The organism is Bifidobacterium cebidarum (genome assembly GCF_009193305.1).
GTDB classification, from domain to species: Bacteria; Actinomycetota; Actinomycetes; order Actinomycetales; family Bifidobacteriaceae; genus Bifidobacterium; species Bifidobacterium cebidarum.
This window is the reverse complement of sequence record NZ_WBVS01000012.1, coordinates 1-18,364: the sequence shown is the minus strand read 5'-3', so window position 1 is coordinate 18,364 and position 18,364 is coordinate 1. Positions and strand designations below refer to the sequence as shown.

Sequence of the window (18,364 nt, the reverse complement as noted above, 5' to 3'; positions counted from 1 at the left end):
CGGCAATGCTATGCCACATCAATGGCCAGCTTGCCGTCATGCTCCTCATCTTCAAGCGTCAAACGCGAAGAAATGGAAGATTCCATGCCGTTCATCACCGCGCACGAGGTGTACGCGGTGGAGGCCGGTGTTTCATTACCATTCCGAAGCATGTGCCGCACTGACATGCCCGTGACTCGTATTGCAGAACGAATCGGATATGCCAGCGTGAGCTATTTCTACAAGGTATTTTCCGAGCGTTACCATCAGACTCCGCTCGAATATCGCGCGATCTTCAACGATTCCCCTCAAGGCTCTTGAGCCAGCGCGCAGCCAAGTCGGGCCAGGATTGCACGGCTTCTACCAGATAATCCGAAGCTCCACGGTAAGCCGTCTCCTCATCCGCCAAAGACAGACCGTGCCGCCCCTCGGGGAATAGATGCGCTTCTATGCCCACACCAGCGGCACGGCATGCCTGAATAAGCATCAACGTGTTCTCCACTGGCACAGAGGGGTCCGTCATCGTGTGCCAGACGAACACCGGCGGAGTCTTGGCATCAATATGCTTTTCGATGGAAAGTTTGTCCCGCATTTGCTGATTCTGGACATGAGAGCCCAGCAGGTACTGGAAGCTGCCGCGATGGGCGTATTCGCCGGATGTGATCACCGGATAGGCGAGCATCAGCGCATCAGGGCGCACCTCATCCGGATCGTAACCATGCTCGCGCATGTCATCATCGCCGGTAGAAGTAGCCAGGTTCGCCGCCAAATGGCCGCCGGCCGAGAATCCAAGAACGGCGACTTGACGCGGATTCACATGCCATTCGTCAGCGTTCGAGCGGATGAGCCGCATCGCTTCGGCGGTTTCGATCAACGCCACCGGATAATGGCTAGCCCGCACCGAATACCGCAGCACAAATACATTGAATCCTTCGGCCAAAAAACGCAACGCCACCGGCTCAGCTTCACGGTCGGAAGTCATGGCATATCCACCGCCCGGCAGAATCAGAATCGACGTGCGCGTACGGTCGGGGTCTATTTCCGGGCTATTGTCCGCAATGTAACCGGTGAATCGCGCTTCGCTGCCATCAATACCGGTAATTATGCGTTCAACGTACTGCATGCTTTTTATTATGACCCCGCAGCGAATGGTTCTCAATAAGAAACGTGCGGGGAAAATGAACATTCGTGCACAATAGAACAAAGTATCGCAACTCCGAAAACTAGCCGATTTCTGGGGTTGCGAATCCTGATTATGTGCGATTGCCCGGCCGCAATCCTTGCATAGTTATTACTGCGCCTGATTCTGTGCAAGGCTGTTGCGCATCATGGCTCGGTCACGCGAAGTTTTGGTCATACGTAAACCAATGGTGACGGCAATCAGCACGATGGTGCAGGCAATCCAGAGCACGCGCCCGCCAAAATCACTGATCACCCAGCCGCCGACCATGGGCGCCAAGGCAATCGAGAGCGACCACAGTACGTTGTACACACCCTGATAAGTACCACGAGCGGAGGCCGGCGCCATTGCGGCGACCGTGGTGGTGGCGATCGGGAAGGTCCCTAGCTCGCCCAGCGTCCACAGCACTACGGCGAGCGCGAAGCCCGCCCACGAATCAGCCACAATCTGCACGGCATAGCCGATTACGGTCACGGCAAGGCCGGTGACGAGCACGCGCGAATTGCCCATGCGCGCGAAGAGTTTCATCGCCGGAATCTGCAACGCGCACAGCATGAATCCGTTGATGGTAAGCAGTACCGAATAATCGCCAAGGCCCAGACCAAGATTGGTCATGGCGATGGGCAGACCGGACGTGCTCTGGAAATAGACGAGGAAGTAGCCGAACATCAACATGGAGAAGCCGAGGAATGGCAGGTCGGTAAGCACGCGACGCCAGCTGTCGCGCATGGAAGGGGCATTAGTCCCAGCCGACGACGCATCGACTCGCACTTGACCGTCCTGTTCGCCATTGCCACTGCCGGCTACCGTCGCAGTCGTCTGCGCAACTGCGCCCGGCACAGCAATCCCCAAATGCTTGACTTCGCGGAAGAACACCACGAGCAAGCCGGTGACGCCGATCATCACAGCGGCCTCGACATAGAACATCAGCGAATACGAGACCTTGACCAGCTGATTCGCCACAATAGGGCCGATCGCATAACCGAAGTTGATGGCCCAGGATTGCAGCACATAGGCGCGCTGCTGGCGGGCAATCGGCACCACATCCGCAATGTAGGCGGCGATGGCCGGACTGGGCAGCGAGGCGAACGCGCCATACACAAACAGCGCTGCGCCAAGGGCTATCGGATGAACTAGTACCGACACTACGAACAGGGCCACGGCGGCACCGATTTCGCCGATGATGATCATCGATTGGCGTCCGAAGCGGTCGGATAACGTGCCGCCGAACAGGCAGCCGATGATGGAACCGAAACCGTACATGGAGACGACCGCGCCCACCACGCCCTCGTTGATGTGCAACGCGGAGACCAGGTAGATGGAGAGGAATGAGGTGACGAAGCGGCCCATCCACAGAATCAGGATGGCCAGCCAGAGACCCCAATACAGCGGGGATAATCCGAATATCTCGCGTTGCCGTTTCATTGGTAATACTGTACTCGCGGGCGCGGCAGGGCACGGCGGGCGCCACGTCCGGCATTTGGCGCGGGGTGCTGGGAGAATGGCACCTATGGCTATCAAAAAGGGACCGACCAAGGGGTCGGGTGGAAAACATCGTAATAAGTTGAAGGGATACGGCCCCACGCCGAAGGCCGAGGACCGTGTCTACCACAAGGCATACAAGGCTAAGAAGGCCGCCGAGCGCCGTCTGCGCTCCGATCCGCGACTGGCTGCCCGCCGCCGCGTGGACAAGTTCGCATCCGCGGATACGTCCGATCTGGTGTTCGGCCGCAATTCCGTGCTGGAGGCGCTGCGCGTGGGCGTGCCGTCCTCCACGCTGTACATCTTGTCTCGCATCGAGCATGATGATCGCACCCGCGAGATCGTGAAGATCGCCGGCGCGAATGGCCTGCACATGATGGAAGCCGACCGCTTGGAGATGGATCGCATCGCCCGTTCCGGCAACCATCAGGGCGTGATTCTGAAGGTGGAGCCGTACCAGTACTCCTCGCTGCACGAGCTGGTCGAGCGCGCGGAGAAGAAGGCGAAGGCCATGGAGGCCGCGAATTCCGCAGCCGCGCGCATCGCCGCACGCCCGCTGTTCATCGCTTTGGACGGCGTGACCGATCCGCAGAACCTCGGCGCCGTGATCCGTTCGGCTGCCGCGTTCGGCGCCAACGGCGTGATTCTGCCGGAACGTCGCTCCGCTTCGGTGAACGCCGCGGCCTGGAAGGTGTCTGCTGGCGCCGCCGCCCACATGCCGGTGGCTCGCGTGGTGAACTTGACCAAGGCGATTGAAGGCCTGAAGGAACGTGGCTACTACGTGGTGGGGCTCGACGGCGGCGGCGATAAGCTCGTCGGCGAAACCGGTTTCGAAACCGACCCGCTCGTCGTGGTGCTGGGTTCGGAAGGCAGCGGTCTGAGCCGACTGGTGCGTGAGGCTTGCGACGCCATCGCCGGCATCCCGATCAGCTCAACCGTCGAATCGCTCAACGCTTCGGTGGCTGCCGGCATCAGCCTGTACGCCGTGGCCAATGCCCGCCGTAAGGCCGGTGAGGCTGCGAAGTAAGCGTGCAGCATTGCTTACCGCACATGATTGAAGCCCTCTCATCTGAGAGGGCTTCTTGCGTATTGATGACTCAGTGGCTCCAGACCGCCGCATCCGGATCGTCGTCCGGGTTGTAGCCGTCGTCGTAGTCGCCGTAGGTGTATTCGTCGTCCACCACGCCGGAATCAGCTTCGGCGTTGAGCTCGTCGAGGTCCTTCTTATCGAGCTTGTACTTGGGCAGTACGTTGTCGATGTAGCTGGTCACAGCCTCGGCCATCGGCACATCATGGCCGGCCTTCTCGGCCAGGAACCAACGATGGTCGAGCACCTCATGGAAGAACTGGGCCGGCTCGATCTGCGAGCGGTAATCGCGCGGAATCATGCGTACGGTCGGCTCGTACACCTCACGCATCCAGTCGGTGGCCACAATCTCCAGTTCCTCGCCGTCACGCCAGGTGGAGGCACGGTAGGCATCGAGGTCGTTGAGCAGGCGGCGGGCCTGGTTTTCCTGCACATCGAGACCAGTCAGGCGCAGCAGCTTGCGGTTCGCATAGCCGGCGTCCACCACGCGCGGACGGACCAGCACACGCTTGCCATCCTCGGCGGTCTTCATCTCCAGCTCGTCCACATCGAAGCCAAGCTCATTGAGCTTATTGACACGCTGCTCGATCTTCCACATCTCATCCGGACCGAACTTGTCGGTATCGGTCAGGGCGCTCCACAGCGAGTGATAGCGGTCGACCAAACGGTTGCCGACCTCGATCTCGTCCACATCGCTGGGCAGCAGGCGGCCGGAAGCCAGATCCATCAGTTCGCCGATGATGTTCGTGCGGGCCAGATCGATATCGTATTCACGCTGGCCATCGGTCAGCTGCACCTGCAGATCACCGGTTTCGGCATCCACCAGGAAGGCGGAGAACGCGTCGGCATCGCGCAGGAACAGCACGTTCGATAGGGACACATCGCCCCAGTAGAAACCGGCCAGGTGCAGGCGGACCATCAGCACGGCGAGCGCGTCGATGAGTCGCTCGGCGGTGTCGTGCTGCAGGTTGCGGGCAAACAGCGCGCGGTACGGCAGGGAGAACTTCAGATGACGGGTCACCAGAATGGCCTCCAGCGGCTCGCCGTTCTTATCATGGCGGCCGGTGACCACGGCGATCGGGGTGACGGTCGGCAGTTCGAGCTTCTGCAGCCGGCGCAGAATCTCGTACTCTCGCTCGGCGACCTGACGTGTGATTTCCTTCATGGCGTAGACTTCATCGCCCACGTGCACGAAGCGCACCACGTGGCGGGAAATGCCTCGCGGCAGGTTGGCGAGCAAATCCTCAGGCCAGGTAGCCAGCGGCTTGTGCCACGGCAGTGTGAACATCTTCGGATTCGAGCTGGCGGCGGTAATCTTCAGCGCCTGCGGCTCTGCGGAGTTGGCGTGTTCGTCTTCGGCCTTCACGGATGTGGCCTTCAACGCGCGCGGATCCATCTGGGGCAGATTAGTTACTTCCATAGCACTCCATCGTACTGAATTCGTGGGAACGGCTAGTTGTCATTATAGAAGCGGCACAGCATAGGCAAAAAGAAAAGCCCCGCAGCTGTGCAGGGCTTTTCCAACGAGGTCATAAGAGAGGAAGAGAATAACCTCGTTTAATGGTTGACGAAGCGGTTAGACCTCGCCAAGTATCTACTAGTTCAGACGCAGCTCGGTCGACGGAGCGAACAGGTGCATCTTGGCCGGGTCGATCTTGATCTTCACGGTTGCACCGACCTTCGGAAGCGCACGCGGGTTCACACGAATCGTGGTGAGCTTGTTCTGGTCGGACATAACCTGGGAAGCCTCGGCGGCGGAGCCATCGGTGATGATGTTGCCGTAGATGTAACCGTCAGAGCCCAGATCCTCGACGTTCACAACCTTCAGAGAGAAGGCGTTCGGGTCGTCGGAAGCAGCCAGGCTTGCGTCCTCAGGACGGAAGCCGACCACGATCTGGCCGTTGTCTTCAGCGGTGAGCTTGTTGACAGCCTCAGCCGGCAGATCCACGGTGTCCTCGCCGATCTTTGCCTTGCCGTTGACCACCGGGTGGGTGTTCAGGTTCATCGACGGGGAGCCGATGAAGCCAGCGACGAAGACGTTGGCCGGACGATCGTACAGCTCGGTCGGAGCGCCGACCTGCTGCAGGATGCCGAGCTTGATGACGGCGATGCGATCGCCCATGGTCAGAGCCTCGGTCTGATCGTGGGTCACGTACAGGGTGGTGACACCCAGCTGGCGCTGCAGAGCGGCGATCTGGGTACGGGTCTGGACACGAAGCTTTGCATCGAGGTTGGAGAGCGGCTCATCCATGAGGAAGACCTTCGGCTCACGAACGATTGCACGGCCCATGGCAACACGCTGACGCTGACCACCGGACAGAGCCTTCGGCTTGCGGTCGAGGTACTCGGTCAGGTCGAGGATCTCAGCGGCCTTCTCGACGCGCTTGCGAATCTCTTCCTTCGGGGTGCCGGCGATCTTCAGGGCGAAGCCCATGTTGTCGGCGACGGTCATGTGCGGGTACAGAGCGTAGTTCTGGAACACCATTGCGATGTCGCGGTCCTTCGGCTGCATCGTGGTGACGTCCTTGCCACCGATGAGGATGCGGCCCTTGTTGACCTCTTCCAGGCCGGCGAGCATACGAAGGGTCGTAGACTTACCGCAGCCAGAAGGACCAACGAGGACGAGGAACTCGCCATCCTTGATATCAAGATTCAGATCATCCACAGAGGGCTTGTCGTTGCCCGGGTAGATACGAGTGACGTGGTCGAATACGACTTCTGCCATAATTTCAATCCTTTCAGAGGCAGGTACGTGCCTCACGATCCGTTGTAAAGGGATTTGTTTCCTTTTGCTTCTACCCACAACACCGACACACAACGTCGCTTCTCGGAACTGCAAGCTTCAGCGTTTACTTTTTCCGGTTCAGTGAAGGTTCTCTTCGTTGAGCCAAGAATCACTATACACGGGTCAGGTACAAAAACAAGGCCACAGGTGCGAAAGTTTTCGCAGCGCGTGTCGCGAATCTTGCGTTTCACAGTATGTTTCACAGCACGAAGCGATGCTACGACGAAAACCGGCGAGACCCGGCGTTAGGCTTGAGCCATGGAACATGAGCCGTTGGTCAGCATCATCATCCCGGTCTATAAGGTCGAGCAGTTCCTCGACGCCTGTGTGGCGAGCGTCACAGCGCAAACCTACCGCAATCTCGAAATCCTGCTCGTGGACGACGGATCGCCCGACGCCTGTCCCACCATGTGCGACGCATGGGCGGCGAAAGATCCACGCATAACCGTCATCCATAAGACCAACGGAGGTCTCTCGGATGCGCGTAACGCCGGCATCAAACAAGCCACCGGCTCCTATATCTACTTCGCTGACTCCGATGACACCGTTGCTCCCACATTGGTCGAGGATTGCCTCAACGCCATGAGCGAATACCATGCCGACCTCGTGATGTTCCAGTTCGACACTATCTCCGAAAGCGGCAGGCCCCTGCTCTCCAACTATCGCCACAACGACTTTGACGAAGTCCAGATTCTCACTCCAGTGGAAGCCATCAAAAAACAGGTCAAGGCCGAGATCGACGGTTACTTCTGGGCTTTCCTGGCCCCGGCCGCAACCTATCGCGACACTGGCTTCGCTTTCCCGGTGGGCCGCAAAATCGAGGATCTCTCCCGCATCTGCAATGTGATCGGCGAAGCCACACGAGTGGTGCGCATTCCGAAAGTGCTGTACCACTACCGGATGCGCGAAGGCTCGATCACCGCCAGCTGGGATCCGAAGCTTACCCGCGATTGGACCAAAGCCGCCGACGATCGCGAGGCATATATCATTGAGCGATTCCCCGAGCTCAAAGGCTTCATGACATTGCAGCAGCTCAACTTCTTCGCCAATCTCGACTATGAGACGATTCGCCAATCACTGATCGCCGGCCTCAACATCAACCCTGAAGATGCGGATGCGATTCGCCGCCGCATCGATCGACTGTCCAAAACCGCCAGCGAGAGCGACGAACCGATTCCGGATACGCTGCGCGAACTGCTGGGGTTGCTGAAGCTCGGCGTGGCCAAGTTCGCGGATAGCGCCGCGGACGCACTGGCGGCAGCGCCTGATGCCGAGCCGAGCGAATCCTCCATGTGGCTTCCACTCACCAAGGAGCAGATCGCCGAGCGATGGGCCAATACCGCTCACGACGGGCACGATGCTGCCGATAATGACATGACCTTGGCCGAACGATTCCGCGATATGCGCGAAGATTGGCGACAACTGCGCATCCAGCACATCGAGGCCGCCGAAGAGCGCAAGGCCGAGCGCCGCGCCGCCCGCAACGGCGTCACCTTCGAACAGGAGTGACCCCAGGCCGAGAGATGTTCCCATAAAGCCCCCGCTTCTCGATAGTCCGCCGAGAGCACCGGATAAGATGGCACGCAGAGGAACCATGACGGGAGGGTTTGGTCATGCGCGATATCAGGGTTGGGGTGGTCGAAGATGATCCGCAAGCCTGTCAGAGGGTGCTTGATTATCTGAATCAGTATCAGAGCGAAACCGGCACGCAGTTCACGATTTCCGTGTTCGATGATGGCGAGCAAATCGTAGAGAAATATACGCCAACGTACGACATTCTGCTGCTGGACATCGAAATGCAGCACATGGACGGCATGGCGGCGGCACGCAGGATTCGTGAGCGCGATAATTCGGTGGTCATCGTGTTCATCACCGGCGCCCCGCAATATGCCATCAATGGCTACGAGGTGCAGGCACTCTCCTATCTGCTGAAACCTGTCCCCTATTTCGCGTTCCGGCAGGAAATCAAGCGTTCGATTGATATGGTGCGCCGTCGCACCGATGAGGCGCTGCTCATCGAAGCCGGCGGCAAGCAGATGCGCGTGGAACTGGCCGATGTGCTGTACATCGAATCGATTCGTCACACAATCATCGTGCATACGCAGGGCGGCAAGCTTTCGGTGACCGGCACATTGAAGGACTTCGAGGAACGGCTGGCCGGTCAGAACTTCTTTCGCTCGAACTCCTGCTATCTGGTGAATCTGCGCCATGTGACCGGCGTGGATGGGCAGGATTGCGTGATGTCGAACGGTGAGGCGCTGCGCGTAAGCCGCCCGCGCAAGAAGGCGTTCCTCACCGCGCTGACCAACTACATGGGCATGGGTGCGCTCTAATGGACGGCACCATGATAACCAACGCGCTGCCTGATATTCCACGCCTTTACACCGCCTTGTGCGAATGGCTGGCCTGTATGGTGTACATCATGGCCATCTATCGCCGCGTGAGCTGGCAGCGCACAGCCACGGTCAGCGCAGCTGGCCTGGCGGGCATGATCGCCATCCAATACCTCGATGGTGTGATGCCTCTGTGGTTCTGGGTGATCGGCATGCTCTTGGCGTTCGGCGGCATGTGGGCGATCGTGCGATTCGCCGCAGGCACCGGCAATCGCGAAGGCCTGTATATTACCGCTCGCGCATTTGTGCTGGCGGAATTGGTCGCTTCACTGCATTGGCAGTTGGTGACATTCCTGCAATACGGGCTCAGCCTGCCACCGCGGGAGCCATTCACCACGTTGATACTCATCGGCACGTACGCAATCGCATTCGCCGCCGCATGGCTGGTGGAACGCGGCAATTTCGCGCATGATGCGCCGACCAGCACCACATGGCAGCTGTCGGTGGGCACCTTGGCCATTACCATCACGACGTTCGCCATGAGCAACCTGAGCTTCATCTCCACCAACACGCCATTTTCCGGCACTGTGGGCCAGGAGGTGTTCTACATCCGCACATTGGTGGATTTCTGCGGATTCGCGATTCTCTACGCGCAGCAGGAGCAGGCACGACGCATGGCCGCGAACGCGGAACTGGCCTCGATCAACGCGCAATTGGCAAGCCAGCATCAGGAATATCTGGCATCCAAGGAGAACATCGAATCCATTGGACGACTGGCTCACGATCTGAAGCATCAGATCGCAGCCTTGCGCGCGGAAGTGGACCCTGAGCATGCGGCAGCCGGATTCGAACAGTTGGAAGCTTCGGTTGCTGCGGCGAGCGCGCAGCAACACTCCGGCAATCCGGTATTGGATGTGATTCTGACCTCGAAGATGCGCACTTGTGCGGATCGGGGCATCACGCTCACCGCTGTGGCGGACGGCAAACTGTTGGATGGCATGTCGTCAATGGATATCGCCTCATTGTTCGGCAACGCGCTGGACAACGCGATTGAGGCGACCAGCAAACTACCGGACAAGCAGCAGCGCCTGATTCGCTTGGCCTTGTATGGTCAAGGGCGGTTCATGGTGATTCGCGTGGAGAATTACTATGATTCCACGCTGAAGAAGGACTCGACGGGCGCGCTGCGTACCACGAAGCGCGACGCCTCACGGCATGGGTTCGGTGTGAAGTCGATTCGTCACATCGCCGCACAGTACGGCGGCGAAGTGACGATTCGCACCGAGGATCACTGGTTCATTCTTACCGCATTAATCCCGCGTTGATCCCGTACTGATCCCGTAGGGTCTCGGATAATCCCGCCAATAACCTGACTGTAGGATTTCCAACACTGACTGTAGGAATTTGAACTAAGACTGTAGGTTTTTCTACAAAAAACGTTCAAAACCCTACAGTCAGCGTTGGAAATCCTACAGTCAGTGTTCAAAAACCGACAGTCAGAAGTCCCAATCGTCGTCGTCGGTTTCCTCGGCCTTGCCCATCACGTAGGAGGAGCCGGAGCCGGAGAAGAAGTCGTGGTTTTCGTCGGCGTTGGGGCTCAGGGCGGCGAGGATCGCGGGGTTCACGTCACAGATCTCAGCCGGGAAGAGCGCCGAGTAGCCGAGGTTCATCAGCGCCTTGTTGGCGTTGTAGTGCAGGAACTTCTCAACGTCCTCGACCAAGCCCACGCCGGAGTAGAGGGACTCGGTGTACCCCACTTCGTTGTCGTACAGCTCGTTGAGCAGATCGTAGGTGTAGTCCTGCAGATCGGCGCGCTCAGCATCGGTCAGCTGGGCGATGCCCTTCTGGTACTTGTAGCCGATGTAGTAGCCATGCACGGCCTCGTCACGGATGATGAGGCGGATCACGTCGGCGGTGTTGGTGAGCTTGGCGTGCGCGGAGAAGTACATCGGCAGGTAGAAGCCGGAGTAGAAGAGGAAGGATTCGAGCAGTGTGGAGGCCACCTTGCGCTTGTACGGATTATCGCCCTCGTAGTAGTCGAGTACGATCTCGGCCTTCTTCTGCAGGAACTCGTTCTGTTCGCTCCAGTCGAACGCGGCGTCGATCTGCTCGGTGGAGCACAGGGTGGAGAAGATCGAGGAGTAGGACTTGGCGTGCACGGATTCCATGAACGCGATGTTCGTGTACACGGCTTCCTCGTGCGGGGTGAGCGCATCCGGAATCAGGGAGACTGCGCCGACCGTGCCCTGGATGGTGTCGAGCAAGGTCAGGCCGGTGAACACGCGCATGGTGAGCGTGTGCTCCTCTTCGCTCATCTGCTGCCAGGATGGGATGTCGTTGGAAACCGGGACCTTCTCAGGCAGCCAGAAATTGCCGGTCAGACGGTCCCAGACCTCGAGGTCCTTCTCGTCTTCCAAACGGTTCCAGTTGATTGCGGAAACACGGTCAATAAGCTTCAACGGCTTACGCGGAATAGAAATCGGTGGCATGTTGTGTTCCTTTTTACGATGGGCGCGGTGGGTTGAAGGACGTGTTGTCCGACACGCTCCAGGCCGCTCTGGCCAAGTCTTTACGGTCTGACAACACGTCCTTCAACCCACCGCTTGCCGGTCATAGATGATTATCGAATGTACGTTGTAACAGACTCTGATGGTCTGATGCGTGTGTCCTCTAGGCGCACCGAGGGAAGGCGTACGAAGGTACGTCGACCGAGGAGCAACGCCGAGGACACTCCATCAGACTGTCAGAGCATGCAGGAGACGCAGCCCTGCACCTCAGTGCCTTCCAGCGCCTGCTGGCGGATGCGGATGTAGTAGAGGGTTTTGATGCCCTTGCGCCAGGCGTAGATCTGGGCCTTGTTGAGGTCGCGGGTGGTGGCGGTGTCCGGGAAGAACAGCGTCAGCGAGAGACCCTGATCGACGTGCTGGGTGGCTTCGGCATAGGTGTCGACGATGGCCTTCCAACCGATCTCGTAGGCATCCTTATAGTACTCAAGGTTGTCGTTGGTCATGTAGGCCGCCGGGTAATACACACGCCCGATCTTGCCTTCCTTGCGGATTTCGATCTTGGATGCGATCGGATGAATCGAGCTCGTGGAGTGGTTGATGTAGGAGATCGATCCGGTGGGCGGCACGGCCTGCAGATTCTGGTTGTAGATGCCGTCCTTGATGATGTCGGCCTGCAGCGCCTGCCAATCAGCCACGGTCGGGATGGCAATGCCGAACTTGGCGAACAGCTCGCGCACGCGGGCGGTACGCGGCTCAAGGGAACGGCGGCCATCGGTGTACTTGTCGAAATAGTTGCCCTGGCCGGCCGGCTTGGCGTAATCCGAGGTCGGGAAGCTCTTGAATGCCTGGCCGTGTTCCACGGCGAGCTTGTGGGAGGCTCGGTAGGCGTGGTAGGCCACGGTCATGAAATACATGTCGGTGAAGTCGAGGCCTTCCTCGGAACCGTACATGATGCCCTCGCGAGCCAGGAAGCCATGCAGGTTCATCTGGCCAAGGCCGATGGCATGGCCTTCCTCGTTGGCGCGGCGGATGGAGGGCACGGCGTTGATGCTCGTGTGCTCGGCCACCGAGGTAAGCGCGCGGATGGCGGTCTCCACAGTGTGTGCCAACCCGCCGTCCATCGCTTTGGCGATGTTGAGGGAGCCGAGATTGCAGGAGATGTCGCGACCGACGTACTTGTAGGTCAGGTCCTCGTTGAATTCGCTGGGCTCCTGCACCTGCAGGATTTCGGAGCATAGGTTCGACATGGTCACGCGGCCCTCGATCGGGTTTGCGCGGTTGACTGTGTCCTCGAACACGATGTATGGGTAGCCGGATTCGAACTGCAGTTCGGCGATGGTAGTGAAGAACTTGCGGGCGTCGATGTAGGTCTTCTTGATGCGATCGTCCGCCACCATCTCCTCGTAATGCTCGGAAATGGCGATGTCGGCGAACGGCTTGCCATAGACGCGTTCCACATCGTAGGGGCTGAACAGGGCCATCTGCTCCTTGCGCTTGGCCAGTTCGAAGGTGATGTCCGGAATCACCACACCGAGCGCCAGGGACTTGATGCGGATCTTCTCGTCCGCGTTCTCGCGCTTGGTGTCGAGGAATCGCAGGATATCCGGGTGATGGGCACTCAGGTAGACAGCGCCGGCACCTTGACGGGCACCCAGCTGGTTGGCGTAGGAGAATGCGTCTTCCAGCAGCTTCATGACCGGAATCACGCCGCTGGATTGGTTTTCGATGTGCTTGATCGGAGCGCCGAGCTCACGCAGGTTGCTCAACAGCAGGGCTACGCCACCACCACGCTTGGAGAGCTGCAAGGCCGCGTTGATGCCGCGGGAGATGGACTCCATGTTGTCTTCGATGCGCACCAGGAAGCAGCTGACCGGCTCGCCGCGCTGAGCCTTGCCGAGGTTCAGGAAGGTGGGGGTTGCGGGCTGGAAGCGGCCGGCGAGCATTTCGTCGGCGTATTCGATGGCCTGGGCTTCGTCGCCGGCGGCGAGTTCCAGCGCCACGGCGGCGCAGCGCTGCGGGAAATCCTCGAGGTAGCGCTTGCCATCGAAGGTCTTCAGCGCATACGAAGTGTAGAACTTGAAGGCACCGAGGAAGGTACCGAATTCGAAGCCGGCGGATTCCACGTGTGCGTAGAAACGGTCGAGGAATTCAGCCGAATACTGGGCGAACACCGCGGGGTTGTAGTACTGGTTGTCGATCAGGAACTGCAGTCGCTCCGCCGTTGATGGGAAGGCCACCGTGTTCGCGGCCACATGGTTGGTCACATAGGCACGCTCGGCGGCCTTGTCTTTGTCGAACTGGATTTGACCGTTGGCGTCATACAGGTTGAGCATCGCGTTCAGCGCATGGTAATCGTGCGCGGGATCGGTGGGCTCAGCGGCATGCGACGTGTTGTCGAGGGCCAGTTCGGTGTTGGTGAAATCGGTCATAGTTAGGTTGTGGTCCTTGCAATGTTGCGGAACGGTTGAGAACAACGATTACTTGGTCGTGAAGAATTTCACAAGGCCGTTTTTCACGGCGGCGGTGTCTTCCGGGGTGCCCATCAACTCAAATTTATAGAGGAACGGCACGTGGCATTTTGCAGAAATGATATCGCCCGCCGCGCAGTAGGCTTCACCGAAGTTCGTGTTACCAGATGCGATGACGCCGCGAATCCATGCACGATTCTCCGGGTCGTTGAGGAAGCGCTTAACTTGAATCGGTACGGCCTTCTTGATGACGCCACCACCGTACGTCGGCACCATGATGACGTACGGTTCGCGTACGTTCAGCGCTGGCTCGGAAGCCTTCAGCGGCACACGGTACACGTTGATGCCTTCGTCCTGGAATCGGCATCCTGCCACAAATCGTGCAGTGTTTTCGGAAGCTGAGGAGAAATAAACCAGCGCGCCTATCGGAGTGCCTTGTGCAGCATATTCTGGTGCGCTGGCGGTATGCTCACTCTCAGTCTGGCCGGAGGGCGCAACCACTGCGACTGCGTCACGCAGCGTCACGCGGCCACCGGAGCGGTCGCTGCAGCCTGCTTGGCGACTTCACGGATAAGATCCGGGCGGTAGCCGGTCCAGGAGTTGTCCGGCGTAATGACGACTGGAGCCTGCTGGAAGCCGGCGGCCTGCAGCTGCTCAAGGGTGGAGGGGTTTTCCGTCAGGTCCACGGTTTCAAACGGCACGCCCAACTTGGTGAACTGGCGCTTGGTGGCCTCGCACTGCGGGCAATGCGGCTTGGTGAACACGGTGACGGTCATGGCAACTCCCCTTTTGGCAGCAATGTGAATGAAAGCGAATGCCATCTTACAACCATGTGGTTTGCAATCAAGCCACTATGTGTAGTGGCGTGTTGCATACTGCATCACTAGATATAGTGTTTTACCTTGATTTTCCGCCATTTATTGACGGCCGGCCCCATGAATCGTTTTCCGCGATGTGGCGTGGCTCACATTTGCACTACTGCTCATCAGTTGCGCATCACAAAAATTGGCCGGCGACGTTCGAGGAGCAACGTCGCCGGCCAATCAGCGGAAGGAGTGGTCAGAAAGAATGATCGTAGATTATCGCCGTACGTACCTCACTTGTTCTTGGGCATAATCCAGAACTTGAGCAGCGGGTAGCTCACCACCACGGCCAGCAAGGTGTTCACCACGGAGGCGATGGTGCCGGCCACGCCGGCATTCATGCCCCAGCCCTGGCACAGAGAAGTCACGTAGCCCGGCAGCACAAGGTTCACCACCACGATGACCACGGCCAGAATGGCGTACTTCCAAGCGGCATCCTTGAAGCTGGAGTCGGACTTGAACACCCACTTCATCTGCACGAAGAAGTTCACCACCTGAGCGATGACCTCGGCGAAGAGGAAGGTGAGGAAGCCACCGAGGCCATTACCGGATTCCGGGTAGTTGAAGATGAGGAAGTGGAACGGCGTGGTGATGCCAAGGCCTGCCACGAAAATCGCGGTACCGATCCACGTGACCGCGAAACGTGAAATGGTGGAGATGTTCGAGAGCACGTTGAACAGGATGAATTCCCAAATGGTGGGGTGATCCTTGATCCACTGGCGGATAGGGCCGAGCTTCTTCTCTCCGGCAGCGGGAGTGGTGTTGGTATCAGTCATTGTTGAGCTCCTTTGCAGTGCGCTTGTTGACGGATTGGTTGCGGAAGAATCCGGCGATCAAGCCGCCGAGCCCGCGGAACGTGTGACCGTTGGCGATGGCGACGATGGCATCCACCATGGCCGAATCGACCATGCCCTGCGTCATCTTGCTCATCGCCCGCGGCGGCATATTGAGAATAAACAGGGTGTTGAGGTCCGGAGAGCCGGTCTTCTGCCGTACGGAAGCTTCACGCTTGGTCAGCGTTGCGGCGATGGTCCGTGCAGCGAAGCCTCGCGAATCCACCCAACTCGAGATGGGATCATTCACGCCGAACGTCGTGGGCCTGCCGGAAGCGATGACTTCACGACCGAAGAGTGCGGTCATCTCGGCATCGGTGACGTGCTTGACATCACCAGTCAGGTAGTGGCCCAGCGCCGGGTTGGCAGTGACCGCGTCCACATCGCCAGCGACGGCGAATGGGGTGCTCAGCGGCAAATCTTCAGCGTTTGTGCCCACAGACAAGGTCCAGATGCCGGATTCGGTGGCCCAGCGGTTCATCGTGACATCGAAATGACGGAAGGTGTACCGGTCGAATTCGATGTGCACGGTCTTCGATTCGTGTGCGCCAAGCTCAATTTTGGCAAAGCCCTTGAGCTCACGGACCGGGCGCAGCACACCCGCGGCGTCGGCTTCCGATCGTGATGGTCCGGCGACGTACAGCTGTGCGACAGTGGCGCCTGGCACATCGGAATCATTGGTGACGATGAACTGAACGCCGGTTTCGTCAGCGATGAGATCGCTGTAGGTGAAGCTGGAATAGCTCAGACCGTAGCCGAATGGGAAACGCACCGGCACCTGAGCGGTTTCGTAGTAACGGTAGCCGACGAACGGTCCCTCGCGATAAATGGCGTCACGGCCCACGGCCGGATACCAGCCGGCGGACGGGCAATCCTCATAGCGCATCGGCCAGGTTTCAGCCAAATGACCGGACGGGTTGATCTGACCAGTGAGCGCGCGCACGGTGGCGGAAGCTCCAGCCTGGCCAGAGAGACCTACGTATAGGATTGCCGCCACATCATCGAACCACGGCAGTTCCACCGGAGAGCCGGCCACCAGCACCACAATCACCGGTTTGCCTGTAGCGGTCAGGGCAGCAATCAAATCATTCTGTACCTGTGGAATGGCCATAGTGGAGCGATCCAAACCTTCGGATTCGCTGCGCTCGTCGAGGCCGATTACGGCAACTACGGCATCCGTACCAGGTTGCGATGCAAGAGCAACCGCTTCATTCAGCAACGCCTGGTTGGCAGCCCCTTGGCGGTCGTATCCCTGAGAGTAACCGGTTACCGTAACACCGGTGGATTCGGCGGCTGCGGTCAGTTCATCCACAATGTTTTCTTCACGGGTGGCGTTCACCTTGGAGGAGCCAGAGCCCTGGAATCGTGGGGTCTTGGCCATATCGCCCACCACAGCCACATGCATGCCGGGCTTCAGCGGCAGTGCGGCGTTGGTGTTCTTCAGCAATACGGATGAGCCTTCAGCCACCTTGCGGGCCACTTCATGGTGTGCGGCAGCGATGGCATCATCCAGCAGATCGTCACGGCCGACGCCCTCAGTACGGGTCAGACGGGCGATTTTGGCCACTTCCGCCGCACGAGCATTGAGATCAGCCTCAGACAGCGTGCCTGCCTTGACCGCGTCTTCGAGTTCGCGCACTGAGGTATAACCGGGACTTGGCATTTCCAGCGATCCGCCGGCCTTGACTGCGGCCACGGCGGAGTTGGAGCCACCCCAGTCGGAGACGACCATGCCGTTGAAGCCCCACTCATCGCGCAGAATATCCTGCAGCAAGTGCTTGTTTTCGTGCGCATAAACGCCATTGATCTCGTTGTACGAGGTCATGATGGTCATCGGCGCGGCCTCGCGCACGGCGATTTCGAAGCCAGTCAGGTAGATTTCGCGCATGGTGCGCTCGTCAATCACGCTGTTGGAGGCTTGACGGCGCAGCTCCTGGCTGTTGACGGCAAAATGCTTGGGGCATGCGGAAACGCCGTTGGACTGGATGCCTCGAATCAGGCCTGCGGCCATGCGGCCAGCCACGATTGGGTCTTCGGAATAGTATTCAAAGTTACGGCCGCACAACGGGTTGCGCTTGATGTTGAGGCCCGGGCCCAGCAGCACGTTCACATCGAGATCGTGGGCTTCCTTGCCCAACGCCTCACCCATTTCCTCTGCAAGTGCCGGATCCCAAGAATTGGCCACCGTTCCTGCGGTAGGGAAACAGGTGGCCGGCTTGGATGCGCCCAAACCGAGGTGATCACCTTCACCGAGCTGGCGGCGCACACCGTGGGGGCCATCGCTCATTACAAAGCTGGGGATGCCTGCACGCTCATTGCCGCGCGAATCCCATTCGGAGCCGCCGGAAAGCATCGCCGCTTTCTCGCCTACCGAAAGTTCTTCGAGTTCCATCTCGCACTCGTCCTTCCTTGCACTGTCGCCGCACTATTACCGCTGTGCACGACCATTGATTCATTAACGATGCATCTGATGTGACACCACTGTGACGTTCAGACTTCTCGCCGCTAGTCTGATTCAATCAGGTTCGCAAAACGCGTGCAGGCCCTATCACACAACCTGTCGTTTACCGCGCACAAACGGTAGAGATTCAGGCAGCTTCATCGCTTCGGTGATTGAGGGATAAGCGTAATTTTGTCTGCCAAATGGCGGCAATAACAAAAAGGGATTGTTCGGAGATGTTGTCTCCGAACAATCCCTAGTCATGTCTGTGCCGTTATAGCGGGAAGGCCCGGTACCTTCGTGGTATCGGGCTTTCCTCAACGTTAAATGCGGCGGTGTGCTACTCTCCCACACCCTGTCGGGTGCAGTACCATCGCCGTGCCAGGCCTTAGCTTCCGGGTTCGGAA

General features: G+C 58.9%; 15 protein-coding genes and 1 rRNA gene. 5 read left to right on the top strand and 11 right to left on the bottom strand.

Going from position 1 to position 18,364, the window contains the following annotated elements; all coding sequences use genetic code 11:
- The first annotated feature begins 84 nt into the window (after positions 1 to 84).
- Positions 85 to 300: a helix-turn-helix domain-containing protein gene (locus F7D08_RS09095; RefSeq protein ID WP_193316287.1), complete on the top strand. Its 216-nt coding sequence runs from the start codon at positions 85 to 87 to the stop codon at positions 298 to 300.
- Here F7D08_RS09095 and F7D08_RS09090 read toward each other — a convergent pair.
- Positions 275 to 1,102 (bottom strand): alpha/beta hydrolase, encoded by an 828-nt coding sequence (locus F7D08_RS09090; RefSeq protein WP_193316286.1) that lies wholly within the window; start codon positions 1,100 to 1,102, stop codon positions 275 to 277. The two genes, F7D08_RS09095 and F7D08_RS09090, sit on opposite strands and share 26 nt — an antisense overlap.
- Positions 1,103 to 1,270: 168 nt before the next feature.
- Positions 1,271 to 2,584, bottom strand: coding sequence for an MFS transporter (locus F7D08_RS09085; protein WP_152210318.1), 1,314 nt, complete (start codon positions 2,582 to 2,584; stop codon positions 1,271 to 1,273).
- 85 nt (positions 2,585 to 2,669) lie between these two features.
- Here F7D08_RS09085 and rlmB point away from each other — a divergent pair, with 85 nt between their 5' ends.
- Positions 2,670 to 3,668 carry a 23S rRNA (guanosine(2251)-2'-O)-methyltransferase RlmB gene (gene rlmB, locus F7D08_RS09080; RefSeq protein WP_152210317.1) on the top strand — a complete coding sequence of 333 codons (999 nt, stop codon included), beginning with the start codon at positions 2,670 to 2,672 and terminating at the stop codon, positions 3,666 to 3,668.
- Between the two features lie 70 nt (positions 3,669 to 3,738).
- On the opposite strand, the gene F7D08_RS09075 is transcribed toward rlmB, so the two are convergent.
- Entirely contained in the window at positions 3,739 to 5,148 is a 1,410-nt protein-coding gene (locus F7D08_RS09075; RefSeq protein ID WP_152210316.1) for a DUF4032 domain-containing protein, read from the bottom strand.
- Positions 5,149 to 5,325: 177 nt separating this feature from the next.
- A complete protein-coding gene (locus F7D08_RS09070; RefSeq protein WP_034535199.1) occupies positions 5,326 to 6,453 on the bottom strand; it encodes an ABC transporter ATP-binding protein in 1,128 nt (375 codons plus the stop codon).
- A 318-nt stretch (positions 6,454 to 6,771) separates the two neighbouring features.
- On the opposite strand from F7D08_RS09070, the gene F7D08_RS09065 reads away from it, so the two are divergent.
- The 3 genes from F7D08_RS09065 (at position 6,772) to F7D08_RS09055 (ending at position 10,171) form a co-directional block, all read left to right on the top strand.
- A complete protein-coding gene (locus F7D08_RS09065; RefSeq protein ID WP_193316285.1) occupies positions 6,772 to 8,022 on the top strand; it encodes a glycosyltransferase family 2 protein in 1,251 nt (416 codons plus the stop codon).
- Between the two features lie 104 nt (positions 8,023 to 8,126).
- A complete protein-coding gene (locus F7D08_RS09060; RefSeq protein ID WP_152210315.1) occupies positions 8,127 to 8,846 on the top strand; it encodes a LytR/AlgR family response regulator transcription factor in 720 nt (239 codons plus the stop codon).
- An 11-nt stretch (positions 8,847 to 8,857) separates the two neighbouring features.
- The gene (locus tag F7D08_RS09055) at positions 8,858 to 10,171 is read left to right on the top strand and encodes a sensor histidine kinase (protein ID WP_226803461.1); all 1,314 of its coding nucleotides are present in this window, start codon (positions 8,858 to 8,860) and stop codon (positions 10,169 to 10,171) included.
- A 171-nt stretch (positions 10,172 to 10,342) separates the two neighbouring features.
- Here the strand turns inward: F7D08_RS09055 and nrdF are convergent, their stop codons facing one another.
- From nrdF to rrf, 7 genes are all read right to left on the bottom strand, one after another.
- On the bottom strand, positions 10,343 to 11,335 hold the full coding sequence (nrdF, locus tag F7D08_RS09050) for a class 1b ribonucleoside-diphosphate reductase subunit beta (RefSeq protein WP_152210313.1): 993 nt from the start codon (positions 11,333 to 11,335) through the stop codon (positions 10,343 to 10,345).
- 254 nt (positions 11,336 to 11,589) lie between these two features.
- Positions 11,590 to 13,782: a class 1b ribonucleoside-diphosphate reductase subunit alpha gene (gene nrdE / locus F7D08_RS09045; protein ID WP_152210312.1), complete on the bottom strand. Its 2,193-nt coding sequence runs from the start codon at positions 13,780 to 13,782 to the stop codon at positions 11,590 to 11,592.
- Positions 13,783 to 13,830: 48 nt separating this feature from the next.
- Positions 13,831 to 14,322 (bottom strand): class Ib ribonucleoside-diphosphate reductase assembly flavoprotein NrdI, encoded by a 492-nt coding sequence (gene nrdI / locus F7D08_RS09040; RefSeq protein ID WP_226803470.1) that lies wholly within the window; start codon positions 14,320 to 14,322, stop codon positions 13,831 to 13,833.
- Between the two features lie 20 nt (positions 14,323 to 14,342).
- Complete coding sequence (locus F7D08_RS09035) at positions 14,343 to 14,597, bottom strand: glutaredoxin family protein (RefSeq protein WP_193316284.1); 255 nt, start codon at positions 14,595 to 14,597, stop codon at positions 14,343 to 14,345.
- Between the two features lie 320 nt (positions 14,598 to 14,917).
- Positions 14,918 to 15,460: a GtrA family protein gene (locus F7D08_RS09030; RefSeq protein WP_152210310.1), complete on the bottom strand. Its 543-nt coding sequence runs from the start codon at positions 15,458 to 15,460 to the stop codon at positions 14,918 to 14,920.
- Entirely contained in the window at positions 15,453 to 17,909 is a 2,457-nt protein-coding gene (gluB, locus tag F7D08_RS09025; RefSeq protein ID WP_152210309.1) for a beta-glucosidase GluB, read from the bottom strand. The genes F7D08_RS09030 and gluB overlap by 8 nt, the downstream gene beginning before the upstream one ends.
- A gap of 375 nt (positions 17,910 to 18,284) precedes the next feature.
- A 5S ribosomal RNA gene (gene rrf, locus F7D08_RS09985) occupies positions 18,285 to 18,364 on the bottom strand; the annotation flags it as partial.

What these genes read in the sequence shown, in the direction of transcription:
- F7D08_RS09030 (WP_152210310.1), bottom strand. Translation starts at nt 15,460, where the DNA reads ATGACTGATACCAACACCACTCCCGCTGCCGGAGAGAAGAAGCTCGGC.
- F7D08_RS09095 (WP_193316287.1), top strand. Translation starts at nt 85, where the DNA reads ATGCCGTTCATCACCGCGCACGAGGTGTACGCGGTGGAGGCCGGTGTT.
- F7D08_RS09085 (WP_152210318.1), bottom strand. Translation starts at nt 2,584, where the DNA reads ATGAAACGGCAACGCGAGATATTCGGATTATCCCCGCTGTATTGGGGT.
- F7D08_RS09035 (WP_193316284.1), bottom strand. Translation starts at nt 14,597, where the DNA reads ATGACCGTCACCGTGTTCACCAAGCCGCATTGCCCGCAGTGCGAGGCC.
- nrdF (WP_152210313.1), bottom strand. Translation starts at nt 11,335, where the DNA reads ATGCCACCGATTTCTATTCCGCGTAAGCCGTTGAAGCTTATTGACCGT.
- F7D08_RS09070 (WP_034535199.1), bottom strand. Translation starts at nt 6,453, where the DNA reads ATGGCAGAAGTCGTATTCGACCACGTCACTCGTATCTACCCGGGCAAC.
- F7D08_RS09075 (WP_152210316.1), bottom strand. Translation starts at nt 5,148, where the DNA reads ATGGAAGTAACTAATCTGCCCCAGATGGATCCGCGCGCGTTGAAGGCC.
- nrdE (WP_152210312.1), bottom strand. Translation starts at nt 13,782, where the DNA reads ATGACCGATTTCACCAACACCGAACTGGCCCTCGACAACACGTCGCAT.
- F7D08_RS09055 (WP_226803461.1), top strand. Translation starts at nt 8,858, where the DNA reads ATGATAACCAACGCGCTGCCTGATATTCCACGCCTTTACACCGCCTTG.
- F7D08_RS09090 (WP_193316286.1), bottom strand. Translation starts at nt 1,102, where the DNA reads ATGCAGTACGTTGAACGCATAATTACCGGTATTGATGGCAGCGAAGCG.
- F7D08_RS09060 (WP_152210315.1), top strand. Translation starts at nt 8,127, where the DNA reads ATGCGCGATATCAGGGTTGGGGTGGTCGAAGATGATCCGCAAGCCTGT.
- gluB (WP_152210309.1), bottom strand. Translation starts at nt 17,909, where the DNA reads ATGGAACTCGAAGAACTTTCGGTAGGCGAGAAAGCGGCGATGCTTTCC.
- rlmB (WP_152210317.1), top strand. Translation starts at nt 2,670, where the DNA reads ATGGCTATCAAAAAGGGACCGACCAAGGGGTCGGGTGGAAAACATCGT.
- F7D08_RS09065 (WP_193316285.1), top strand. Translation starts at nt 6,772, where the DNA reads ATGGAACATGAGCCGTTGGTCAGCATCATCATCCCGGTCTATAAGGTC.